Here is a 19,444-nt window from a genome sequence, read left to right on the forward strand (position 1 = left end):
CCTCCAATTAAGTGAAGTGAATATGAAACGCCACCATCAAGTTGCTCTATCCTTTCTTACCCTTTGTATCAGCCAGCAACTATATGCACAAAACAATGTCAGTGCTATGGACATCGCTTCAAATACGAGGCTTTCAGAAGACTTAGCTGTCAACGCCGCCTCAAGTGAGTTACCAAACGTGACTTTAGATACCATTACGGTCACTGCTAAAGCAAGGACAGGAACGGCTTTGGCACAAAAAATTAGTGAGATGCCCGCCGTCACACAGGTAATTACCGAAAATGAGCTACAAATGCAGGCGACAGGCAATCGTACTACTGGAGATATATTGGCTCAGCTGATTCCAAGTTTGGGGGCAAGTAGTGGCTCAACCAGTAACTATGGCACGACCATGCATGGCCGTCCCGTGCAGTTTTTGCTGAATGGTGTGCCATTGAGTGGCTCACGCAGCCTTTCACGCGAGCTAAACAGTATCGACCCTGCGCAGCTTGAGCGGGTAGAGGTGCTCTCTGGTGCGACCAGTATTTATGGGGCTGGCGCGGCTGGTGGTCTGATTAATCTCGTCACAAAATCTATGGTGGGTTATGGCTCTATCAGGCAAACCAGAGTCGGCGTCAGTAGCAGTCGTAATTTTGACTCAGATTCCTTGGGTTATCATGTGGGGCAGACATTGGGTTATGGCGGTGAGCGAGTCTATGGTCGCTAGATGTGGATTATGATCGTAAGGGCGGCAAATTCGATAGCACGATAATCGCATCAGTCCAGACGTCAATCAAACTGACCAACAAGATACCGAGTCGCTAAGTATTAATGGTAGCTTGGGTATAGAGCTCACTGACAGCCAACGTCTTGATTTGGCAGTGACTTACTATAATGATGAGCAGGATACTGACTATGGTCCAGATTATGGTAAAAATTTACAAGTATTATTAAAACCGAAAAAATTACCACCATCTTTAAAAGCGATTGATGGTGCCGACGTAGAAAATGAGCCTTATACCACTAAAACATCGGTGAACTTAAATTATAATAATGATGATATTGCAGGCTCAAATTTGAGCGTGACTGGCTACTATCGAGACGAAAAAGGCCGTTTTTATCCTTCTGGGAAAAGTGCAGCAGACCAAGCAGCTGAAGTTTGGGCTACCAATGGTCTTACTGACAAAGACACGCTAGATAAGCTTTTGGGCGCGGCAACATTCGTCACTCAATCAGAAGCAGATATTGAGGTGATGGGTTTGCGTGCCGCTATGCAAACGGATAGTAAAATTGCAGGTAAAAAAACGCTATTTAGCTATGGTGCTGACTTTGAACGCGAAAAAAGTGAGCAAACCTATGAAGGTCAAGACTTAAACACGTTTATTGCTAGTAATGGTTTGAGCGCTCAAACCAACAGACTATCTTACAATGGTGGACCAGATACCACCATCGATAAATGGGGCGCTTTTGTCAATGCGGATATAGATATCACTGATAAATGGCATACCAGTGCTGGCGTGCGCTATCAAAAACTCAAAGCAGAAACGGCTACTTTCACGCCCATTTATGAGCAATTGCTCGAAGAGTATTTTAATGATCCTCTCATCAACGGTGTCAGTAATGCTTATGGCATTGACTATCAGGCCGGTCAAGTGGAAAAGGGCAATACAGACCACGATAAAACCCTATTTAATATCGGTACCAGCTATCAATTAACCCCAAATGACCAAGTATTTGCCAATTTTTCACAAGGCTTTACCACTGCTGACATTCAGCGTGCGCTACGTGATGTACGGGCAGGCTTTGTCGTCAACTCAGACAATGTACAACCTATTGCAATCGACAATTACGAGTTGGGCTGGCAAGGTAAGCATGGCAGTACTGCTGCACGATTGAGCGGTTTTTACAATGAATCAGATAAAACGGTACGCTTTACCAATGACTATACGGTAGAAGTCGTCGATACCGATGAGCGCGTCTACGGCGTAGAAGGCTCGCTCAGCCATGATATTGATGATCAATGGCAAGTGGGTGGCAGTGTCACCTATACTCGTGGCCAGTATGATAAAGAGGGTGATTGGTTGGAGCTGGATGCCGTACGCTTGACACCACTTAAAGGCACCGCATTTGCGCAATACAACTTCGATGAAGGCAGTAATATACGTCTACAAGCATTGGCAATTGGCGGTAATGATAAAGCCTTTAAGGATCAACAAAAAGACCCTGATTCTAGCGCATTGCCAGTCACAGGTTATATGACACTTGATGTATTAGGACAAGTCAAAATGCCGGTAGGTCGAGTAAACTATGGGGTTTACAACTTACTCAATAAGGATTATCTAACGGTCTATCATCAAACAACCTATGGCGACTTAAATCGTTTGCCTGCCTCGGGTACAACTTACGGCTTGAGCTACACTGTGGATTATTAAAAATAATATCAGAAAACCTTTTACGCTAATTATTGAATAGCGTGAAAGGTTTTTACATTTTTTTTTCAAAACCTAAAATACGATTAAAAATCTAATTTATCTATATCTTGATTGATAATAACTATCAGTTATGTTAGTTAACATTCTCCTAGCCGTTATTCGGTATCAACTTTGTCTTTAGGTCTTTAGAAGACCTTTCAGTTAGTACGCTGTCTATGAGTAAGGGAGTAGCAAAATACTGCTTCACTTTTTAATTCCTTTTTTAGTCTGTCTCGATTCGTCATAAATTTTTTATTTACTTCGTGAAGTCGTCGTATTTCTCGCTTTTATTCTATTAATGTCTGAGACTGTGCTGATATGGTATAGTCAGCGAACCATTAAACTGTTAGGTATGATACTCCCTTCGTTGTACTACTTGCATGATCTGCGGTTGCCTATTTTTAATATGACTATTAAAAAAGATTTAATATATGGCTGCGAAAACCTTAAAAAACTATTTGGAAAAAATAGACGCTGGTGAAGCTATTAATCTTAGAGCTTTTCAGAAATTAATAGCGTCTATTTCATCCTTTGATGGATTTGCCGAGTCTGACATACAATCGGTTAAAAAGGGTGCACATACTTACATCCTAAGTTATATAAACCCTGAAAAGTTGGCTTTTTTACACCATTATGCTGAGAGTCAAGGCGAAGATAGAGTCTCAGGAGCAATGCAAAATAATAGCCATGCATTTAAAGTGAATGGCTCACTACTCCTTATCCAAAAATACCAAAACCATCCTGACGTTCTGATATTCAAAGACGACGGTAGAATTCCTAAATATAAAACCAATAAGTCTGCGTTAATATTAGAAAACAGAGAGCTGTTTATTCATAGCGATAAAACATTTAAGTTTTTAAGCGAGCACTGCCAAATTACTGAGGATATGCGTAAAGACATTGACGTCATCTTTGGTGCAGGGACAGAGATTACTAATGGCTTACACCTTCCATTTTTAAGTCTTTATAACACCTTGTATTTATGTCTAAATCTTGACTTGGGCGGCATTAAAACGGCAACCTCATTGATTAATAACTTGCCATCAAGCATGGCGATTCACTTTGTCATTCCAAATGATATCGAATCTCGCCTTAAGCAAGTTATTGATAAATGTTCACCTGAATATATGCAAAAGATATACAACCTTGATGAGAATATGTCTCAAGTACTGCTCCCCTGCATACGCATTATCAAAAAACACAATACTATCTTAGAACAAGAGGCATATTTGTATGGCTACTGATTTTAATACTCATTACTCGGCTGTTAATGAGCTTACGGCTCACAATATAAATGCCCCTACTATGGATCATAACGATAACAAATCGTTAGATAGTCCATTGATCGACAATGACTTAAATGACTTAGAAAGGGGTGTTGATGACTATTTAAATGATGACTTTAGACTCAACTACTCTCTTAACAAGATTGTTTTGGTTAACTCTGCGAGTCATGCTTACTCAGAGATACCCATCGATGAGCCTTTAGTACTGCTTGGTAAAAATAACCGCGGCAAAACCTCTAGTCTTGCCGCGACTAAGCTTATTTTATATCCTGAAGTTAATTTTAATAATTGTGAAAGCAAATTCAACTTTACGAACAAAGCAAATGATCCCTACAGCAAGGAAGAGTCTTACAAACATTATTTTCCAATCAGTGAATCTTTTATCGCCGTAGAAGTAAAGAACCACGCTGGTTTATTTACGATGCTGCTATACCGTGTTGGAGATTATAAATACCATCGTTTGTTCTTCCTGTGCCTTATGAAGAGATAAAGCCGTTCATATGGAATGAGCAGACCAATTACTTTGCTGATGAGTTAGGTATTAAAAGCCTGATAGAGGTACAGAAAAAACTGGGTGGATTACACCTCACCACCAAGCAAGAATTACAAAATGTGATGTACGGTAATAGAGGGTCTAAAACCAGCCATTTTTGTGTGGTGCCGATTAAAGACCAAAAAGAGGCGTCTATTCGCTCTTTTGTCAAAATTTATGAATTAGCGTTTGATGCTGGTAAGGATGAGAAAAAGAAACTGCCCAATGCTATTGCGACTATTATCGAGATGCAGCGTGGACGAGACAAAGAGAAGCTGAACGAAAATGTACATGACCTTAAGATAGAGCGCGCGCAGCTATTTGAAGAAAGTTTAAAGATTAAAAGCTTAACGGAGAATAAAGACGACTATGAATTTATTCAAAAGCAGTTTGATGCTCTACATCTGGATGCAAAACATGCGGTCTTAGAGTACACGGCATTTTTACGAGAATTTAAATTAAAGCAACAGCAGTATGCTAAAGATAAAATCGCTATTGGTGCTAAAAAGGAAGACATTGAGAGAGAACGCAATCATGCCATAGAAGAAGTAAAGCAAGTTGCAAATGAGATTACTAGATTGGGCACACTGCACAAAGCATTAAAAGAGGAAGTAGCACAGCTGCAGCAACAGAAAATCAAAGCTGAGAAAATATTAGGTCAATTTGCTCATAAAAGCCAACAAGATATTATTGCTGAAATGACTATCCAACGTCATAGGTATGACGAAAATTTTAAAGCCATGCAAGCTAAAGAAAATATGGTTATTTTAATTCAACAAAAGAATAAGCAGAAACAGGACTTAGAGGCAAAAATAAAAGCCGCTCAAAACGGACTTGATAATCATGACTTGTTACTTGCCAATCAGTTACCCTCCCATAGCGTGCATATATTAGGCAGTATTAATGAGGATTTTTTAAATATTACTGCTAATAGCCCATTGACGGAGGAAGCGCTACGTCAAATTAGTGATTTTACGGCGCTGTTTACGGTTGATGATGCTAATCATTTGTCCTTTTTATCGTTCACTTTACCTAATACATTTTATCACCCTTATGATGCTGATAAACAGCGCTCCCAGTTTGAAAAAACTATTACACAAGATAACAAAGAAGCGTCTACATTGAGCCAAGAGATTGGAGAGTTAAACAGCGCACTGTCTCAGTTTGATACAGACATAGGTAAAAAGATTGCTGAGGGGAAAAAACAAGCCCTTAAGGAGCAGATAGTAGAGCTTGATGCCAATATTACGCTACTTGAAGGGTTATCCTTGATCAAAAGTCAGATAGAGGATAAAACACAGCAAATAAGCCAAAAAGACAAGGCGCTGGCAGAGGCTCAAGACCTGCGAGCCATTAAAGAGCAATCTAAAGCATCAACAGACAGTAAGTATAATCAAATCGTAGAGCAGTTCGATGACATTATTAGCTTTGGTAAAGAGGCCGAAAGCATTACAAATCTGCTGGCAGGTGTAAAATCGCAGGGATTGCCTTATCTAGCGAAAGACGATCCTGAGATAGCATCATATTTAGAAAGTAATGATATTGAGATTAATTTAAATGCAGCATCTACAATCGCCAATCGCATAGGCGGGCTAAGTGAGCGTGTTAATAGGCTTGTCAGCAAAGTGTCAGATTTTACAGAAGTGGTTTTGGTAGAGGGTATTAATCCGCACCAGCGTATTGAAGGTATCAATAGTCTGGGAGAGGTGATTCAGCAATATAAAAATTCCTTTGATACGCTTGAATTTCAAAAAAGCAATTATCATGACAAAATAAAAACCCATAATAGTGTGATTGATAACTTATTAAAAGAAATTACAGATTCGGCTGGATTACTACGTACGACGATTAGCTCCCTCAATAAAAAATTGAATGAGCATAAGATATCTAACTTACATCAAGTCTCTCTTAAGCTTAACTTAGCACCTGATTTTGCCAATTTGGAACGTACCTATGCTAAGCACAATGCCAATCAAACCAGTCTTTTAGATGAGCGCTTTTATGAATCGCTTATCAACTATGTTGAAAAGACTAGCCATTCAAACAGTCAACGTTTAAAAATGCGTAATTTGATTGATAGTATTGACTACGAGTATACGCAGGCGACGGGTGAAATCGAACAAAAGTCACAATCAGGCGGTACGACCAGTACTATTACCGCCTTAATTGCTACATTGCTATTTAGTGAAGCTTTCCAAAAAGGCAGTAGCTTACGCATGCCTATTATTGTGGATGAAGTGGGCACCATTGACAAAGATAATATTAAGACCATTGTTGAACAGGTAAGCAATGCTGGATTTACTATTATATGCGCCAATCCGGGCTTGCATGCAGACACCCTACGCTATATCCCTAATTACATTCGAGTTGATAAAAGCTTGCTCAATGGCAAGCCCAAATCTCGTGATTGTATCTTCCATATTATGCCGAGCCAAATCAACCGTCAGGGGAGGGTTGTGCATGGTCATTAATCGAGAAGCGATATTAGCAGGTATATTAAAGCATAAATCTCATTTTTTAGATTCGTTGATGTGATTAATGCCAACGAGACGGCGTTACAGTTTCCTATGACAGCATATCTGAAGTTTTACGAACAAGTTATTTATCAAGATGATGACTATGCCTTAAAAGATATCTTAAGTGTCGAGGCATTATTGCAGGCGAATGTATTCGTTAATATTGATGGTTTAACCAATATGGTAACGCTATCAAAAGACATTTATAACATCTTAGTATGGCTGGATATTTCTCGCAAAAAACAATTAGATTCTCAACCTTTTGAATCGCATCGACAAGACGTTGTTCGACTGGCAAATGAGTTGACGACTTTGCCCATTGAGGGTATTAACTTTAAAGAGACTTATGCTTTTTTCTATGAAAAACTTAGCGACATTCAAGTAGATATCTCTGAAAATATGCGAGTCCTAGATTACCGTGTCGATGAAATTGCAGATATGTATAAAAGCCGTGAAATGGGCTCATTAGAGACGGGTTTAGATGAGTTATTTCATAGAGCGCAGCATGTATATCATCGTAACATCACGCCTTGCCTTGAGTTTATTAACCCAAGCCTTGAATTAAAAGGGACTAAAAATCTATCAGAAACCTTAAAAGATCTTGAGCATTATTTTGAAGAAATAGGGGAAGTAGACAAGGCGAGAACACTACAGTTTCGCGTTGGCGCTATCTTCTGTTATTACAAAGACATCAGAGCCATTGCCAGTCGTTTAAACGCTTATTTGGTGAATTTAGCACAAGAAAGAGAGTTCTTTTTGAGTATGGAGCGTGCTTTTGGGGTGTTGGTTGAATCGCTAGTGCCTTTAAGGCATGGACGCCATCAGAATAAATACTTAAATGCGGACAGCGAGGTATTCAAGCTTGCCACAACCTTTGATGGTTTAGAAGATCATAAAAAAAAGTACGAGAAACGTTTTAACTATTCACCAAGTAGGGGACTGGATCATTTTAATAATTATTATGAGATGATGCTCAGACGTCCGTTGAAGCAAAAGCTGGATAATCCCTTACGTGCGTTACCACTAGAGATTGACATTGAAGAGGAACGCTGCGAACAAATATTGAGTATAACGTTATATGAGATAGCAGTGGATAATATGATTGAGAATGTACAACGCTATGTGTGGCAGAAGCTACAGGAGTTATTGCCTAATGCGGGCATAATAGATTTTTTGTATGCGCTCGAATACTTTTTAAGTGCACTGGATGACGCATGTGTGTCTCAGCGCCGCAACGATCGTGATAGGATTGATGATGGTGTTTATTATCTTGATTATATCATTTGGGATTATGCAGAGGCTTAACTTTAAACATCCTAACGTTACTTCAAATAGACAGGTAGCACGCTATTATGGCAAATTACACCTTAAGCAAAGAAATATATAGCCATTTAATGAATGGAAAGATGCTCAATAAACATCTCCTTGATAATGCAGGTGATGACACCGTTAATCCATTATTTATTGAGATAATAGACAATAAAGATGAATACGTTAAACAGTATAAAATGAGCGGTTATCATCTGGTTATTGCACCAATAAATGATCCTGAGTATATTTACATCGTTGCTACAGGCACGCTAGATGGCACAAAAACTGAACTAGCAATGAAAGCGATGACTATGTTGCTTGTTATTGGTCAATATATTAATCACCATAAATTTAAACTCAGTAAATTAACCAATGCTAAAAGTGGTGGCTTGACCCAAGACGATTTTTTGAAAATGGCAGACATGCCTCATGTTAAAGAGATATTGGAGAAGTCCAAACTCATCACAAAAGGTGAGCGGACGTTACAAGACGTGGTTATTAAACTATTGGTTCATCGAGATATTATGATTGAAGTACCTAGCAAAAAAGCTTATATATTAACCAACGCAGGCCATTCTTTTTATCAGGAGATTCAGCGTAAGTTTGACACTGAGTCTGAGCTAGCAAATGAAGAAGATAATACGACAATAGATACGCAAGCAAGTTAATATTCAGAACAGCAATGTGTTATGACTTGATTGCCTAACTTGCCAATGTAGCTAATATGATAATTATATTTGGCTCATCAATCATTTTTATTGCCCATAAAAAGTTCTTCACCATTTCTTTAATTTTAAGACCGCTTTATTAGTTTTTTTATACACATCAAAAACAGGCTTATTACTTAGCAGTAGTAAGCCTGTTTTTGATGTAATGAGTCTCGTAAATGTGCAACGAGCAGTTTTAACTTTTGATCCGGTTGTCTGGCCTTAGGATAAACCGCATATAGCCCCAGCTTCTTGCTGGTAAAACATTGTAAAATCTGCGTGAGTGTATTTTTCTGTATTTCCTCATAGATCAACACTTGTGGTAAAAAAGCGATACCTAAATCGCTAAGCGCGGCTTGTTTAATTGCACTCAGATGATTGCTATAAAACCGACCATAGACAGATATTAATTGCTCTTTGCCGTCCATATATAGCGGCCATGTATTGTTAGCCGTATTATCAAACTTATAAACTAAGCACTCATGATTCTGTAACTGTTCAGGAGTTTGAGGCGTACCATATTGCTTTAAATAGGCTGGAGTCGCGCATATAATCCACTGACTATCTATAAGGCGCCTTGCAATGAGTGAAGAATCTTCAAGCACAGCGGTCCTTAGTGCCAAATCAAATCCTTCCTCTATCAAGTCAACCAATCGATTGGTAATTTGTAACTCTACTGATACTTCAGGGTGTTGTTTACAAAATTCGGCAATAGATTCGCTAAATATGAAATTCGCAGAGACCACAGGCATGGTTATACGTATATGGCCTTTCATATCTTCGCCGTAACCCGTGACAGCATTTTCAGCTTCTTGAAAGGCGGATTTAGCAATTTTAGCTTTGTTATAAAGCGCCCTGCCTGCATCGGTTAAGCTCAACTTTCTAGTGGTTCTATAAAGCAGTTGTGTATTTAAGTTCTCTTCTAATCTCGCAATGCGCTTGCTCACTACTGAGTTCGTCAATGATAATTTTTCAGCGACTCTAGAAAATGACCCTTCTTCAACAACTTGAACGAATAAAATCATGTCGTCAGCTTTGGTCACACTTGTTCTCCAATTGCAGTAATGTGTTTCTGATTATATCAAAAAAGGAAAATAATATTGTCCATTGATGCAATATATCAATGAATTAACAAGGCGTAGACTATTTCAGGGCATTTTTAACATTGGGACATAAACTGTCGCAAGTCGTGCTCGGCTTTTTCTGCAAGACAGCTTTAGTAAATAAGCAGTCCCTATTTGTGAATATTTAATACAACTTAGTCATCATAGATTCGTCAAAATAAAGGCTTCGATGACTTGGTTCAAGGAAGATCACACAATCAAAAGGATGTAATTTTGAATCAAACAATATATGGGCTTTTGGCATTACTGCCAATCGTTCTCTGTGGTATTTTTCTGATAGGTTTGCAATGGTCAGCTAAAAAAACAATGCCTATCATTTTAGTGGTTACCGCTGCGCTTGCCATTTTTATATGGGATATGACGCTTAACCGAGTGTCATCATCTATTATTCAGGGTTTGGTCATTACGGTTTCGGTATTGTGGATAGTCTTTGGTGCTATTTTTTTGTTGAATACATTGAAACATACTGGTGCAATCGCCGTTATCCGTGCTGGGTTTACCAATGTGTCGCCAGATAGACGTGTGCAAGCCATTATTATTGCATGGTGCTTTGGTTGCTTTCTTGAGGGCGCCTCTGGTTTTGGTACAGCTGCCGCTATTGCAGCGCCTTTGCTGGTGGCAGTAGGGTTTCCGGCGCTGGGTGCGGTGTTGATGGGAATGATGATACAAAGTACACCTGTATCATTTGGTGCGGTCGGTACGCCTATTGTGATAGGGGTAAATGATGGGTTAGATAAAGCTGCCATTAGCGCTCAACTGGCACAAGAAGGAGTACAGTGGAGCGAATTCTTACAACTGATTACCAGTCAAGTCGCCATTATTCACGGTGTCATTGGTACGTTTATGCCACTTTTTATGGTGATGATGCTCACTCGCTTCTTTGGTAAAAACAAAAGCTGGCGGGAAGGCTTTGCGATTTGGCCGTTTGCGATTTTTGCAGGCTTGGCATTTACAATCCCTTATATGATAACTGGTGTTTTTTTAGGGCCAGAGTTTCCGTCACTGGTCGGTGGCTTGGTCAGTATTACTATCGTTGTTAATGCTGCTAAAAGAGGGTTTTTGGTGCCAAAAACCACATGGGATTTTGAACCGCAAAAAAACTGGCCGAGTGAATGGCTTGGTAAGTTAGTGGTCAGTAAAGAAGATATTACGCTGACCTTGAGTGATAAGAAGATGTCCACCCTTATGGCGTGGTTCCCTTATTTACTGGTTGCCCTTTTACTGGTGTTTTCAAGAGTATTTACAGGCTTTCAGTCTTTACTTAACAGTGTGGCAGTAGACCTAACCTCGATTTTAGGTGAGACAGATATCAGTGCCAGTTTTAGTCCTTTATACTTACCAGGCGGCTTGTTACTAATTAGTGCTTTGATTGCCGCCGCTTTTCAAACCAAAAAACCAGGCAGCGCCCTAAACAGTGCCTTTAAAGAATCAGGCAAGACTGTACTAGGGGCTGGGTTTGTACTTATTTTTACGATTCCAATGGTTAGAATTTTTATTAATTCAGGCATAAACTTATCAGATGTGGCGAGTATGCCAGTCGCCAGTGCAGAGTTGTTTTCAGGTACTTTTGGCAATGTTTTTCCATTGATTAGTGCAACCATTGGTGCTTTAGGTGCATTTATCGCAGGCTCTAATACCGTATCTAATATGATGTTCAGTCAATTCCAATATGAAGCCGCCATGAGCTTACATATTTCACCTTCTCTAATCATCGCGGCGCAAGCGGTTGGTGCCGCAGCTGGTAATATGGTTGCCATACATAACGTGGTGGCTGCATCAGCAACGGTGGGTTTACTTGGTATGGAGGGCGCCACACTTAGGCGTACTATTTTACCCACCATATACTATGTGTTGTTCTGTGGCATCATCGTCATGGCCGCCATTTACATTTTTGGTTTTCAAGGGCCCTTGGCATCATGAGTGACACACCATTACAAGATAAGGAGCGTCATATATCTTCGTCAAATCACGCTTCTAAAGGCATGCTTAGTCCTGATCAGGTGTTAGATAAACTGACCAACTTGCTAGGCGCGAGTAATGTACAAGCTGATCCAGAGAAAAATGAGCACTATAGAATGGGGTGGCGCTCTGGTGGCGGCAGTGCCTTAGCGGTTTTGTTTCCGCAAACATTGCTGGAGATTTGGCGTAGCCTAGAAGTGTGCGTTGAAGGCGACTGCATCATTATCATGCAAGCGGCTAAGACAGGTCTGACTGAAGGATCAACACCGAGCGGTAATGACTACGATAGACCCGTTGTGGTGATTAATACGCTTGCCATAAACCAGTTGTATTTGGTGAATGACAACGAGCAAGTGATTAGCTTGCCTGGGGCAACATTGCATCAGTTGCAAAGTCAGCTTAATGCTGTCAATAGAGCGCCTCACTCGGTCATCGGTTCCTCGACATTAGGAGCGTCTATTATTGGTGGTATATCTAATAACTCTGGTGGGGCTTTGGTCAAAAGAGGCCCTGCCTATACCGAGCTTGCTGTGTTTGCCCAAATAAATGAACACGGTCAACTGGTGCTAGTCAATCATCTAGACGTCGAGTTGGGTGACACGCCGGAAGAAATATTAACGAATTTGCAAAACGGTCATTTTGATAAAAAAGAATTACCTGACACGGGTAAGCTTGCATCTGACAGAGAGTATATCGTCAGAGTAAAAGAGGTTGATGCAAGCACGCCCAGTCGCTTTAATGCGGATAAGCGCAGACTGTATGAAGCCAGTGGCTGCGCTGGCAAGCTTGCCGTGTTTGCAGTACGTCTTGACACTTATCCAATAGCGGCAAAAGAGCAAACTTTCTACATAGGCACCAACAGTGTGAGTGAGCTTGCACTGCTCAGAAGACAGATCCTATCCCGCTTCGACAATATCCCTGAAGTGGGCGAGTATATGCATCGTGATATATTTGATGTCTCCGCTAAATACGGTAAAGACACGTTCTTGAGTATCAAGCATCTCGGTACAAATGCTTTACCTAGATTGTTTTCTATCAAAGGCGCTATGGATGCAAAGTTCCATAAATGGTCATGGATGCCAAAGCATTTTACTGACAAAGTCATGCAGTTTATCGCTACGCTATTCCCAAAGCATTTGCCCAAGCGCATGATGGAGTACCGCAATCAATACGAGCATCACCTCATCATAAAAATGAGTGATGAAGGTATAGCCGAGGCACAGAATTTTCTGAAGATGTTTTTTGATGCGTCGGACACAGGCAATTATTTTGAATGTAGTCAGGAAGAATCAGAAAGCGCACTTTTAAATCGTTTTGCAGCAGCCGGTGCCGCATTACGCTATGAAATCATACATGAAAAAGAAGTCGGTGAGATATTAGCGCTGGATATTGCCATACCACGTAATGAGCTAGAGTGGCTTGAAAGCTTGCCTGAAGACATTGAAAAACACTTAGAGATGAAGCTATATTACGGACATTTCTTTTGTTATGTGTTTCATCAAGACTATATTTTGAAGAAGGGCAGTGATGCCAAGCTTGTTAAAAAGATGATGTTAGAGTTGCTAAACGAACGCGGAGCCAAATATCCTGCTGAGCATAATGTCGGTCATTTATACGAAGCAGAACCTGATTTGCAAAACTTCTATAAAAGCCTAGACCCAACCAATAGCTTTAATCCGGGTATTGGTAAAATGTCGAAAACCAAACGTAACTGCTCGTGCTGTTTGTAATAGGCAGTTTGGGCTAAGCTTGCTGCTTCAAAAACAAGCCAATTGCATCCATCGTTTAGCACTAATCAATAAATAATTAGAGATTCAAAAATATTACATAGATATCTAACAGAATAAGGGCAAGCGTATGATTATTTCATCTCCAAACGACTACAGGCTGCTGCCAAGCGCCGACTGCCACCATTTCTATTTCATTACATAGATGGCGGTGCTTATGAGGAATATACCTTAAAACATAATGTTGAAGATTTATCAAAAATTGCCCTTAGACAACGTGTACTGAATGATATGTCACAGCTTAGTCTTGAGACGCAGTTATTTAATGAAACTCTGTCTATGCCTGTCGCGTTGTCACCCGTGGGTCTGACAGGTATGTATGCACGTCGCGGAGAAGTGCAGGCCGCTATGGCAGCCGATCAAAAAGGCATTCCGTTTACCATGTCGACGGTTTCGGTTTGTCCGATTGAAGAAGTAGCGCCTAAAATTAACCGTCCAATGTGGTTTCAGCTTTACGTATTAAAGGACCGAGGTTTTATGAAAAATGCCTTGGAGCGTGCCAAAGCGGCGGGGTGTTCGACCTTGGTTTTTACGGTAGATATGCCAGTACCAGGGGCACGCTACCGAGATATGCACTCCGGTATGAGCGGTAAAAATGCCGCTATGCGCCGTTACTTCCAGTCTATGACACATCCGCAATGGGCATGGGATGTAGGACTAAATGGCCGTCCGCACGATCTGGGTAATATCTCTACTTATTTAGGCAAGACAACAGGATTGGAAGACTATATAGGCTGGCTAGGTAATAACTTTGACCCCTCTATTTCTTGGAAAGATTTAGATTGGATTCGCGAGTACTGGGACGGACCTATGGTCATCAAAGGTATTTTGGACCCAGAAGATGCCAAAGATGCGGTGCGTTTTGGGGCAGACGGCATAGTCGTATCCAATCATGGTGGGCGACAACTGGACGGTGTTTTATCCAGTGCACGGGCGCTGCCTCCTATTGCTGATGCGGTTAAAGGAGAGATTAAAATCTTAGCTGACTCTGGCATACGCAATGGCTTAGATATTGTGCGTATGTTGGCTTTGGGCGCTGATATTTGCATGCTAGGGCGCGCTTTTATTTATGCTTTAGCAGCGGATGGCGGTGCAGGGGTAAGCAATTTGTTAGAACTGCTAGATAAAGAAATACGCGTCGCAATGACCTTGACTGGTGCCAAAACGATTGTTGATATTAATTCTGACTGTTTGGTAAAACTGGATAATTAAACCGAGGCTATAGAGTTTGTCAGTACACGAAGTGAGCTATTGCAAATAAGATACCGGAGCTTAGAAGCCGTCGGCTTGGTCGTTGAACACAAGCGCGAGGTTGCAGAAATTCCAATATATAGGCTACCAACAATCGAATGTTAGGGTGTTTTGGTTGTTATGTGATGACTGGGAATGAGATGCTATGTAAAGGGCTTATTGTGCATTGTGAATGCTAATAGGTATATTATTGTTGAGCGATAACCACAACTTAAAGCAATCATTACGTTGAACCCCTGAGCTTATCTATATAATCAGCCCAATCTTGCATCATTAGCACTCTGGTATCAATTTCATCTAATCGGTTATAAGCGCCGCCATGCGTATCCTTTATTCGATGTCCTAATTGCAGCTCAGTCACGATATCTGAATAACGCAGCTCAGGTTGTTCCATTAGTAGAGTTTTCGCTGATGCTCGAAATCCATGAGCGCATTGAACATCCTTATATCCAAGCCTATGAAATATTTGCACTAGCGTTGCTTTACTAATATAAGGATTGCTCGAGGCGCGTATCGATGCAAATACGTGTTCTTTGTGACCTGTGATTGCTTGTATTTTTCGTAAGCGCTCAATTACTTGAGTGGCTAGTGGTACAACTAAGTGCGATACCATGTCATCACGACCTTCGCCTTTTGTTGGGGAAAACTCCCATAGCTTATTATCCCAATCTATATCTTGCCAACGCATAGACCGCAAATCGATACTACGCACAAAGACATACGGTAGTAAATTCATCGCTTCTAATGTGGTTTTACTTGCCCCTTTGAAATTGGACATATCGTTCAGGAGGGTGGCAAACTGATCAGGCTTGGTAATGGCTGGTAAGTGGTTGCCTGAACTGGCAGGTGCGAGCTCGCCACGTGTATCAATAGCTACATTTCTATCGCATAATCCTCTTGCGACAGCAAATGAGAAGACTTTTTCAGTATAAAGCCGAGTGCTGGCACCAACGAAGGTTGCTTGATTTTCATTGTTTTGAATCGCCTCACATACACTCAATATCATCTCGCTTGTGATATCGTTCATTCTTAAGTCGCCAATTTCTTGGCACATATATCCTAGACACAAATCCCAAAATTTAAGGGTTGAGTCACTAAACGCGCGCTTTCTAGATTTACTATGGTGACGACTTGACGTTTTGTGATCTCGCCACGCTTGTGTGATTTCAGAAAATGTGGCGTTCTTTAGATGAGCATACCTATTGACTTGTTCTTTTTTATGAATGGCTTTAGGGTCGGAGCCTTGTGCGACCGTGCTAAGTATAGTTTCTGCTTTATACTTAGCTTCATATAGACTGATATCTTCGACCTTACCTAGCATTATTCTAGGGCGCTTGCCATCGATATGCGGATGAGCGTACCGTAAGTAGTATTCCTTTTTACCATTTGGATAAATACGAATACTTAAACCCGCGATACCTGAGACACTGACCGAGTAATCTTTATCTCGGCATTCAAGTTTATTGATATCATTTAAATTATCGACAGCCATGATGTACATCCGTCAGCTTTATAAGCTAGGTAAATTGTGAGTGTTAATCTATTATCTCTATACTTAGATTTAGATTTAGATCAATCTTTGCGCACGTTTTATGAGTCCTGAAAAGCGTCTTCTGGGAAACGTAGATAGCTATTGGACACTAACATGGACACTGTTATTCATTAATGAGTTTACAGAACCCTTTAAATATAAGGTTGTATAGCGTAATCATCCCCAACCTTCACTTGGGGATAATTATAGTATAACGACTGAAGGAAGGGTAGGCTATGCGTTTATTGAGCTGTAGCTTATTATTACTGGTTATTTTGGTCAAATAATTGGAGTTAATATAAGATGAATGCTTTGCCTAGCATTTGATTGAGCATATTTTCGACAAAAACCATGCTCCTGTACGTGCACAGAATACAAAAATTAGGGGCATAGTACTGTTCTGTGCAAATTTGGCGGTTGTTAACTCAGTGCTTTAGATTGAATTATATTACGCATAGTGAGTGGGTTTTTGATAACTTAAAACAAAAAGTATTACAGCTTAGTTGGTCATGATACTTGCCACTATAAGGCAGATATAACCAGACTTGCAGACAGGTTAAGTAAGAGTATTGTAAGATCATACATGCGCTATTAGAACTGGTATGAAGTAACAGAAAATCAAAAGAGTTATGATTTTTGAGCTAAGCTAATAATCCATAGGTAGTGATATCTTTATATGCCTAACGTATTGCAAAAGCATTCGTACCAAAGAGCCAGATGATTAAGATGCTAACAATTGAATGATAGTGAATTTTGCTGTTGGATGATGATTAGGAATGAGGAATTGGATAAAGTGCTGATTGGCTATTCTGGCAGATGTAGCCAGTAGGATGGTGACACATAGAACGAACTCATCAAACAGTTTAGCTTTAAAGCTTCGATGATCGATAAAGAAGATTTAGTTAAGGTTTACCATAGTGATGATTGCAATACATTTGAAACGGTTATTAACTAAACTAACTAGTTGTTTATGATACATAACATAACCCCATGAATTTACTATCAGATACTTCTTATTTAACATATGCGTACCTAAAGCTAGGTTCACAATAAAATAGGAATGATTAACTAATAAAAACAATGCTCTACAGTTAGGAAGAAAATTAATGGTTCATGAACCTTAATATTTAACTTAAACCAATCACCTCTCCTCATTTCATTTCAATTTCTCTTTTTCAGCTATTCTTAACTTCCCTCTAGCTTGTTTAATTTATTCAGCGGGCAATATCGACAGCTGCACCCGATAGTGCATTAAAGGCAGTGTTCACTGATCGCGGCTTGGCAGAAAACTCACTAAAAAATATTCGCATTTGCATTGGTAATGCTTGGATTTAAAAGGCTGTTTAATGATTGCTTGTCACTGCCTTTTCAAAATCAACAGGATCGTTGGCGCTATCACTATCAAGCGCATTTAGCATGCAGTAATGATAAATTTCTTAGACAGGGGTAACTCTATAAGTTAACTACTAAAATTTCTGCAAAGTCAGCGCTTTAGTTTTGAGCTGCTTGCACTTTGGTTGTCGATTCCAGTTTTTTTAATAACCAATTTCGCTTATAGGATAGCGTAGTGGCATCTTTACTTCCCCATATCAAAGGCCAGCATGGTAGTGGGAGCGGCTAACGAATTAGGGAGACTGAAGGCGTGTCAGACAATGGCATTAAACTATCGTTTTAAGTTTCATGGTTTGATTCAGATTGTGTATGACTGTTGGTATTCTTAGGTGACTAAATCTCAAATTTAAGCACTGCTAAACTTGAACTTTAATGACTTAGTACACACATCAGTAAGTCTATTTATCAATCTATAGGTATACCTATGTCTAAGCTAAGCCGAGAAAGCGTAGCAGAGTTTGCAGCAATACATGTAGTTATGCATGAAGCTTCCCGAGATAGCGCTGTGCAAGAAGTTATAAATAACGATGCAATACTTCAAGATGAAGAGCCTAGAGTCTTAGCTGAACACGGTCTTAACGGGGATTCTGGTGTAGACATTGAAGCGCTTACCGATACTTCAGAATACGCTCAACCAATAATGCCTGACGATCTTAAGAAAAAACGCCAAATTATGGCTGTTAGAAAAGAGTTATTGGGTGATGGTACTATTGATAAATTTTACGTTGATGATGTTGTGTACGAGCGCCTTAAGTAATTAACTATACTATTTATTTGATTAAGTGAGACCATCCCGAATTCTGTGTAACTGCCGTTTAGATTAAATGCTTACTAATACGCTCATCAAACATAATCATAAAACGATTCAGAGCAGACGTCCAGTTACGGATTGGCATCGACCACTTTTTGGATGCTTGCTGGGTGGCTAAGTACACCACCTTGAATGCTGCCTGATCAGAGGGGAACACCTTACGCTTATTCACCGCTGTCCGAATCACGCTGTTTAAAGACTCAATAGCATTGGTGGTATAAATCACTTTTCTGATGTCTTTAGGATACTCGAAGAACACCGTTAAGCCCTCCCAGTTATTACGCCAAGACTTGATGACATGTGGGTACTCTGTGCCCCAAGTCTCATCAAAGTGCTCAAGGTTGGCCTCTGCTATCTCAAGCGTATCAGCGCCATAGATGGCCTTTAAATCAGCCGCTACGGCCTTCTTATCTGTCCACGGTACGAACTTCATTGAGTAACGCACCATATGCACGATACACAGCTGAACCTTGGCTTTGGGGTAGACGGTGTTAATGGCATCGGGGAAGCCCTTTAAACCATCGACACAGGCAATGAGTATATCTTGTACCCCGCGGTTTTGTAATTCAGTGAGAACACCTAGCCAGAACTTAGCGCCCTCATTCTCTGATAGCCACATACCAAGCAGCTCTTTTTTGCCATCAAGTCCCACGCCTAAGGCAGATAGATCGCCTTGTTGATGATCTGCTTGTCTTGGCGTACCTTAACGACGATGCAGTCCAAATAGACGATAGGATAAACACTGCTCAGCGGCCTGTTCTGCCAAGCGGTGATGTCCTCTAATATA

12 protein-coding genes and 2 pseudogenes are annotated in these 19,444 nt (G+C 40.3%); 11 read left to right on the top strand and 3 right to left on the bottom strand.

The genetic code is table 11. The features are described from left to right. Positions 1–22: 22 nt before the first annotated feature. The 7 genes from TT12_RS17485 to TT12_RS10765 all read left to right on the top strand — a co-directional run bounded on the left by TT12_RS17485 (position 23) and on the right by TT12_RS10765 (position 8,763). Positions 23–706: a TonB-dependent receptor plug domain-containing protein gene (locus TT12_RS17485; RefSeq protein ID WP_243443603.1), complete on the top strand. Its 684-nt coding sequence runs from the start codon at positions 23–25 to the stop codon at positions 704–706. Between the two features lie 112 nt (positions 707–818). Beyond that, positions 819–2,411 carry a TonB-dependent receptor gene (locus tag TT12_RS10740; protein WP_243443604.1) on the top strand — a complete coding sequence of 531 codons (1,593 nt, stop codon included), beginning with the start codon at positions 819–821 and terminating at the stop codon, positions 2,409–2,411. Between the two features lie 470 nt (positions 2,412–2,881). Beyond that, complete coding sequence (locus TT12_RS10745) at positions 2,882–3,694, top strand: hypothetical protein (protein WP_045454717.1); 813 nt, start codon at positions 2,882–2,884, stop codon at positions 3,692–3,694. Then, on the top strand, positions 3,684–4,226 hold the full coding sequence (locus tag TT12_RS10750; RefSeq protein ID WP_045454720.1) for a hypothetical protein: 543 nt from the start codon (positions 3,684–3,686) through the stop codon (positions 4,224–4,226). The genes TT12_RS10745 and TT12_RS10750 overlap by 11 nt, the downstream gene beginning before the upstream one ends. Next, positions 4,208–6,739 carry a hypothetical protein gene (locus TT12_RS10755; RefSeq protein WP_045454723.1) on the top strand — a complete coding sequence of 844 codons (2,532 nt, stop codon included), beginning with the start codon at positions 4,208–4,210 and terminating at the stop codon, positions 6,737–6,739. Before TT12_RS10750 ends, TT12_RS10755 begins: the two co-directional genes overlap by 19 nt. 60 nt (positions 6,740–6,799) lie before the next feature. Beyond that, a complete protein-coding gene (locus tag TT12_RS10760; protein WP_045454725.1) occupies positions 6,800–8,089 on the top strand; it encodes a hypothetical protein in 1,290 nt (429 codons plus the stop codon). A gap of 47 nt (positions 8,090–8,136) precedes the next feature. Continuing rightward, positions 8,137–8,763 carry a condensin complex protein MksE gene (locus TT12_RS10765; RefSeq protein ID WP_157908409.1) on the top strand — a complete coding sequence of 209 codons (627 nt, stop codon included), beginning with the start codon at positions 8,137–8,139 and terminating at the stop codon, positions 8,761–8,763. 176 nt (positions 8,764–8,939) lie between these two features. Here the strand turns inward: TT12_RS10765 and TT12_RS10770 are convergent, their stop codons facing one another. Beyond that, the gene (locus TT12_RS10770) at positions 8,940–9,845 is read right to left on the bottom strand and encodes a LysR family transcriptional regulator (protein WP_201606079.1); all 906 of its coding nucleotides are present in this window, start codon (positions 9,843–9,845) and stop codon (positions 8,940–8,942) included. A gap of 294 nt (positions 9,846–10,139) precedes the next feature. Here TT12_RS10770 and TT12_RS10775 point away from each other — a divergent pair, with 294 nt between their 5' ends. The 3 genes and pseudogenes from TT12_RS10775 to lldD all read left to right on the top strand — a co-directional run bounded on the left by TT12_RS10775 (position 10,140) and on the right by lldD (position 14,884). Next, on the top strand, positions 10,140–11,846 hold the full coding sequence (locus tag TT12_RS10775) for an L-lactate permease (RefSeq protein WP_045454733.1): 1,707 nt from the start codon (positions 10,140–10,142) through the stop codon (positions 11,844–11,846). A 62-nt stretch (positions 11,847–11,908) separates the two neighbouring features. Beyond that, positions 11,909–13,615 (top strand): D-lactate dehydrogenase, encoded by a 1,707-nt coding sequence (dld, locus tag TT12_RS10780; protein ID WP_045454776.1) that lies wholly within the window; start codon positions 11,909–11,911, stop codon positions 13,613–13,615. Positions 13,616–13,742: 127 nt separating this feature from the next. After that, positions 13,743–14,884 (top strand): annotated as a pseudogene (gene lldD / locus TT12_RS10785) (FMN-dependent L-lactate dehydrogenase LldD). Positions 14,885–15,146: 262 nt separating this feature from the next. Here the strand turns inward: lldD and TT12_RS10790 are convergent. Beyond that, positions 15,147–16,415 (bottom strand): tyrosine-type recombinase/integrase, encoded by a 1,269-nt coding sequence (locus TT12_RS10790; protein ID WP_045454779.1) that lies wholly within the window; start codon positions 16,413–16,415, stop codon positions 15,147–15,149. A gap of 1,855 nt (positions 16,416–18,270) precedes the next feature. On the opposite strand from TT12_RS10790, the gene TT12_RS10795 reads away from it, so the two are divergent. Next, positions 18,271–18,603 carry a hypothetical protein gene (locus tag TT12_RS10795; protein WP_045454736.1) on the top strand — a complete coding sequence of 111 codons (333 nt, stop codon included), beginning with the start codon at positions 18,271–18,273 and terminating at the stop codon, positions 18,601–18,603. A gap of 58 nt (positions 18,604–18,661) precedes the next feature. On the opposite strand, the pseudogene TT12_RS10800 reads toward TT12_RS10795, so the two are convergent. Continuing rightward, a pseudogene (locus TT12_RS10800) lies at positions 18,662–19,444 on the bottom strand (IS256 family transposase); the annotation flags it as partial.

It is taken from the genome of Psychrobacter sp. JCM 18903, assembly GCF_000586475.1.
Taxonomy (GTDB): domain Bacteria; phylum Pseudomonadota; class Gammaproteobacteria; order Pseudomonadales; family Moraxellaceae; genus Psychrobacter.

Coding starts and splice junctions, on each gene's coding strand:
- TT12_RS10790 (WP_045454779.1), bottom strand. CDS start 16,415: ATGGCTGTCGATAATTTAAATGATATCAATAAACTTGAATGCCGAGAT.
- TT12_RS10745 (WP_045454717.1), top strand. CDS start 2,882: ATGGCTGCGAAAACCTTAAAAAACTATTTGGAAAAAATAGACGCTGGT.
- TT12_RS17485 (WP_243443603.1), top strand. CDS start 23: ATGAAACGCCACCATCAAGTTGCTCTATCCTTTCTTACCCTTTGTATC.
- TT12_RS10765 (WP_157908409.1), top strand. CDS start 8,137: ATGGCAAATTACACCTTAAGCAAAGAAATATATAGCCATTTAATGAAT.
- dld (WP_045454776.1), top strand. CDS start 11,909: ATGCTTAGTCCTGATCAGGTGTTAGATAAACTGACCAACTTGCTAGGC.
- TT12_RS10795 (WP_045454736.1), top strand. CDS start 18,271: ATGTCTAAGCTAAGCCGAGAAAGCGTAGCAGAGTTTGCAGCAATACAT.
- TT12_RS10750 (WP_045454720.1), top strand. CDS start 3,684: ATGGCTACTGATTTTAATACTCATTACTCGGCTGTTAATGAGCTTACG.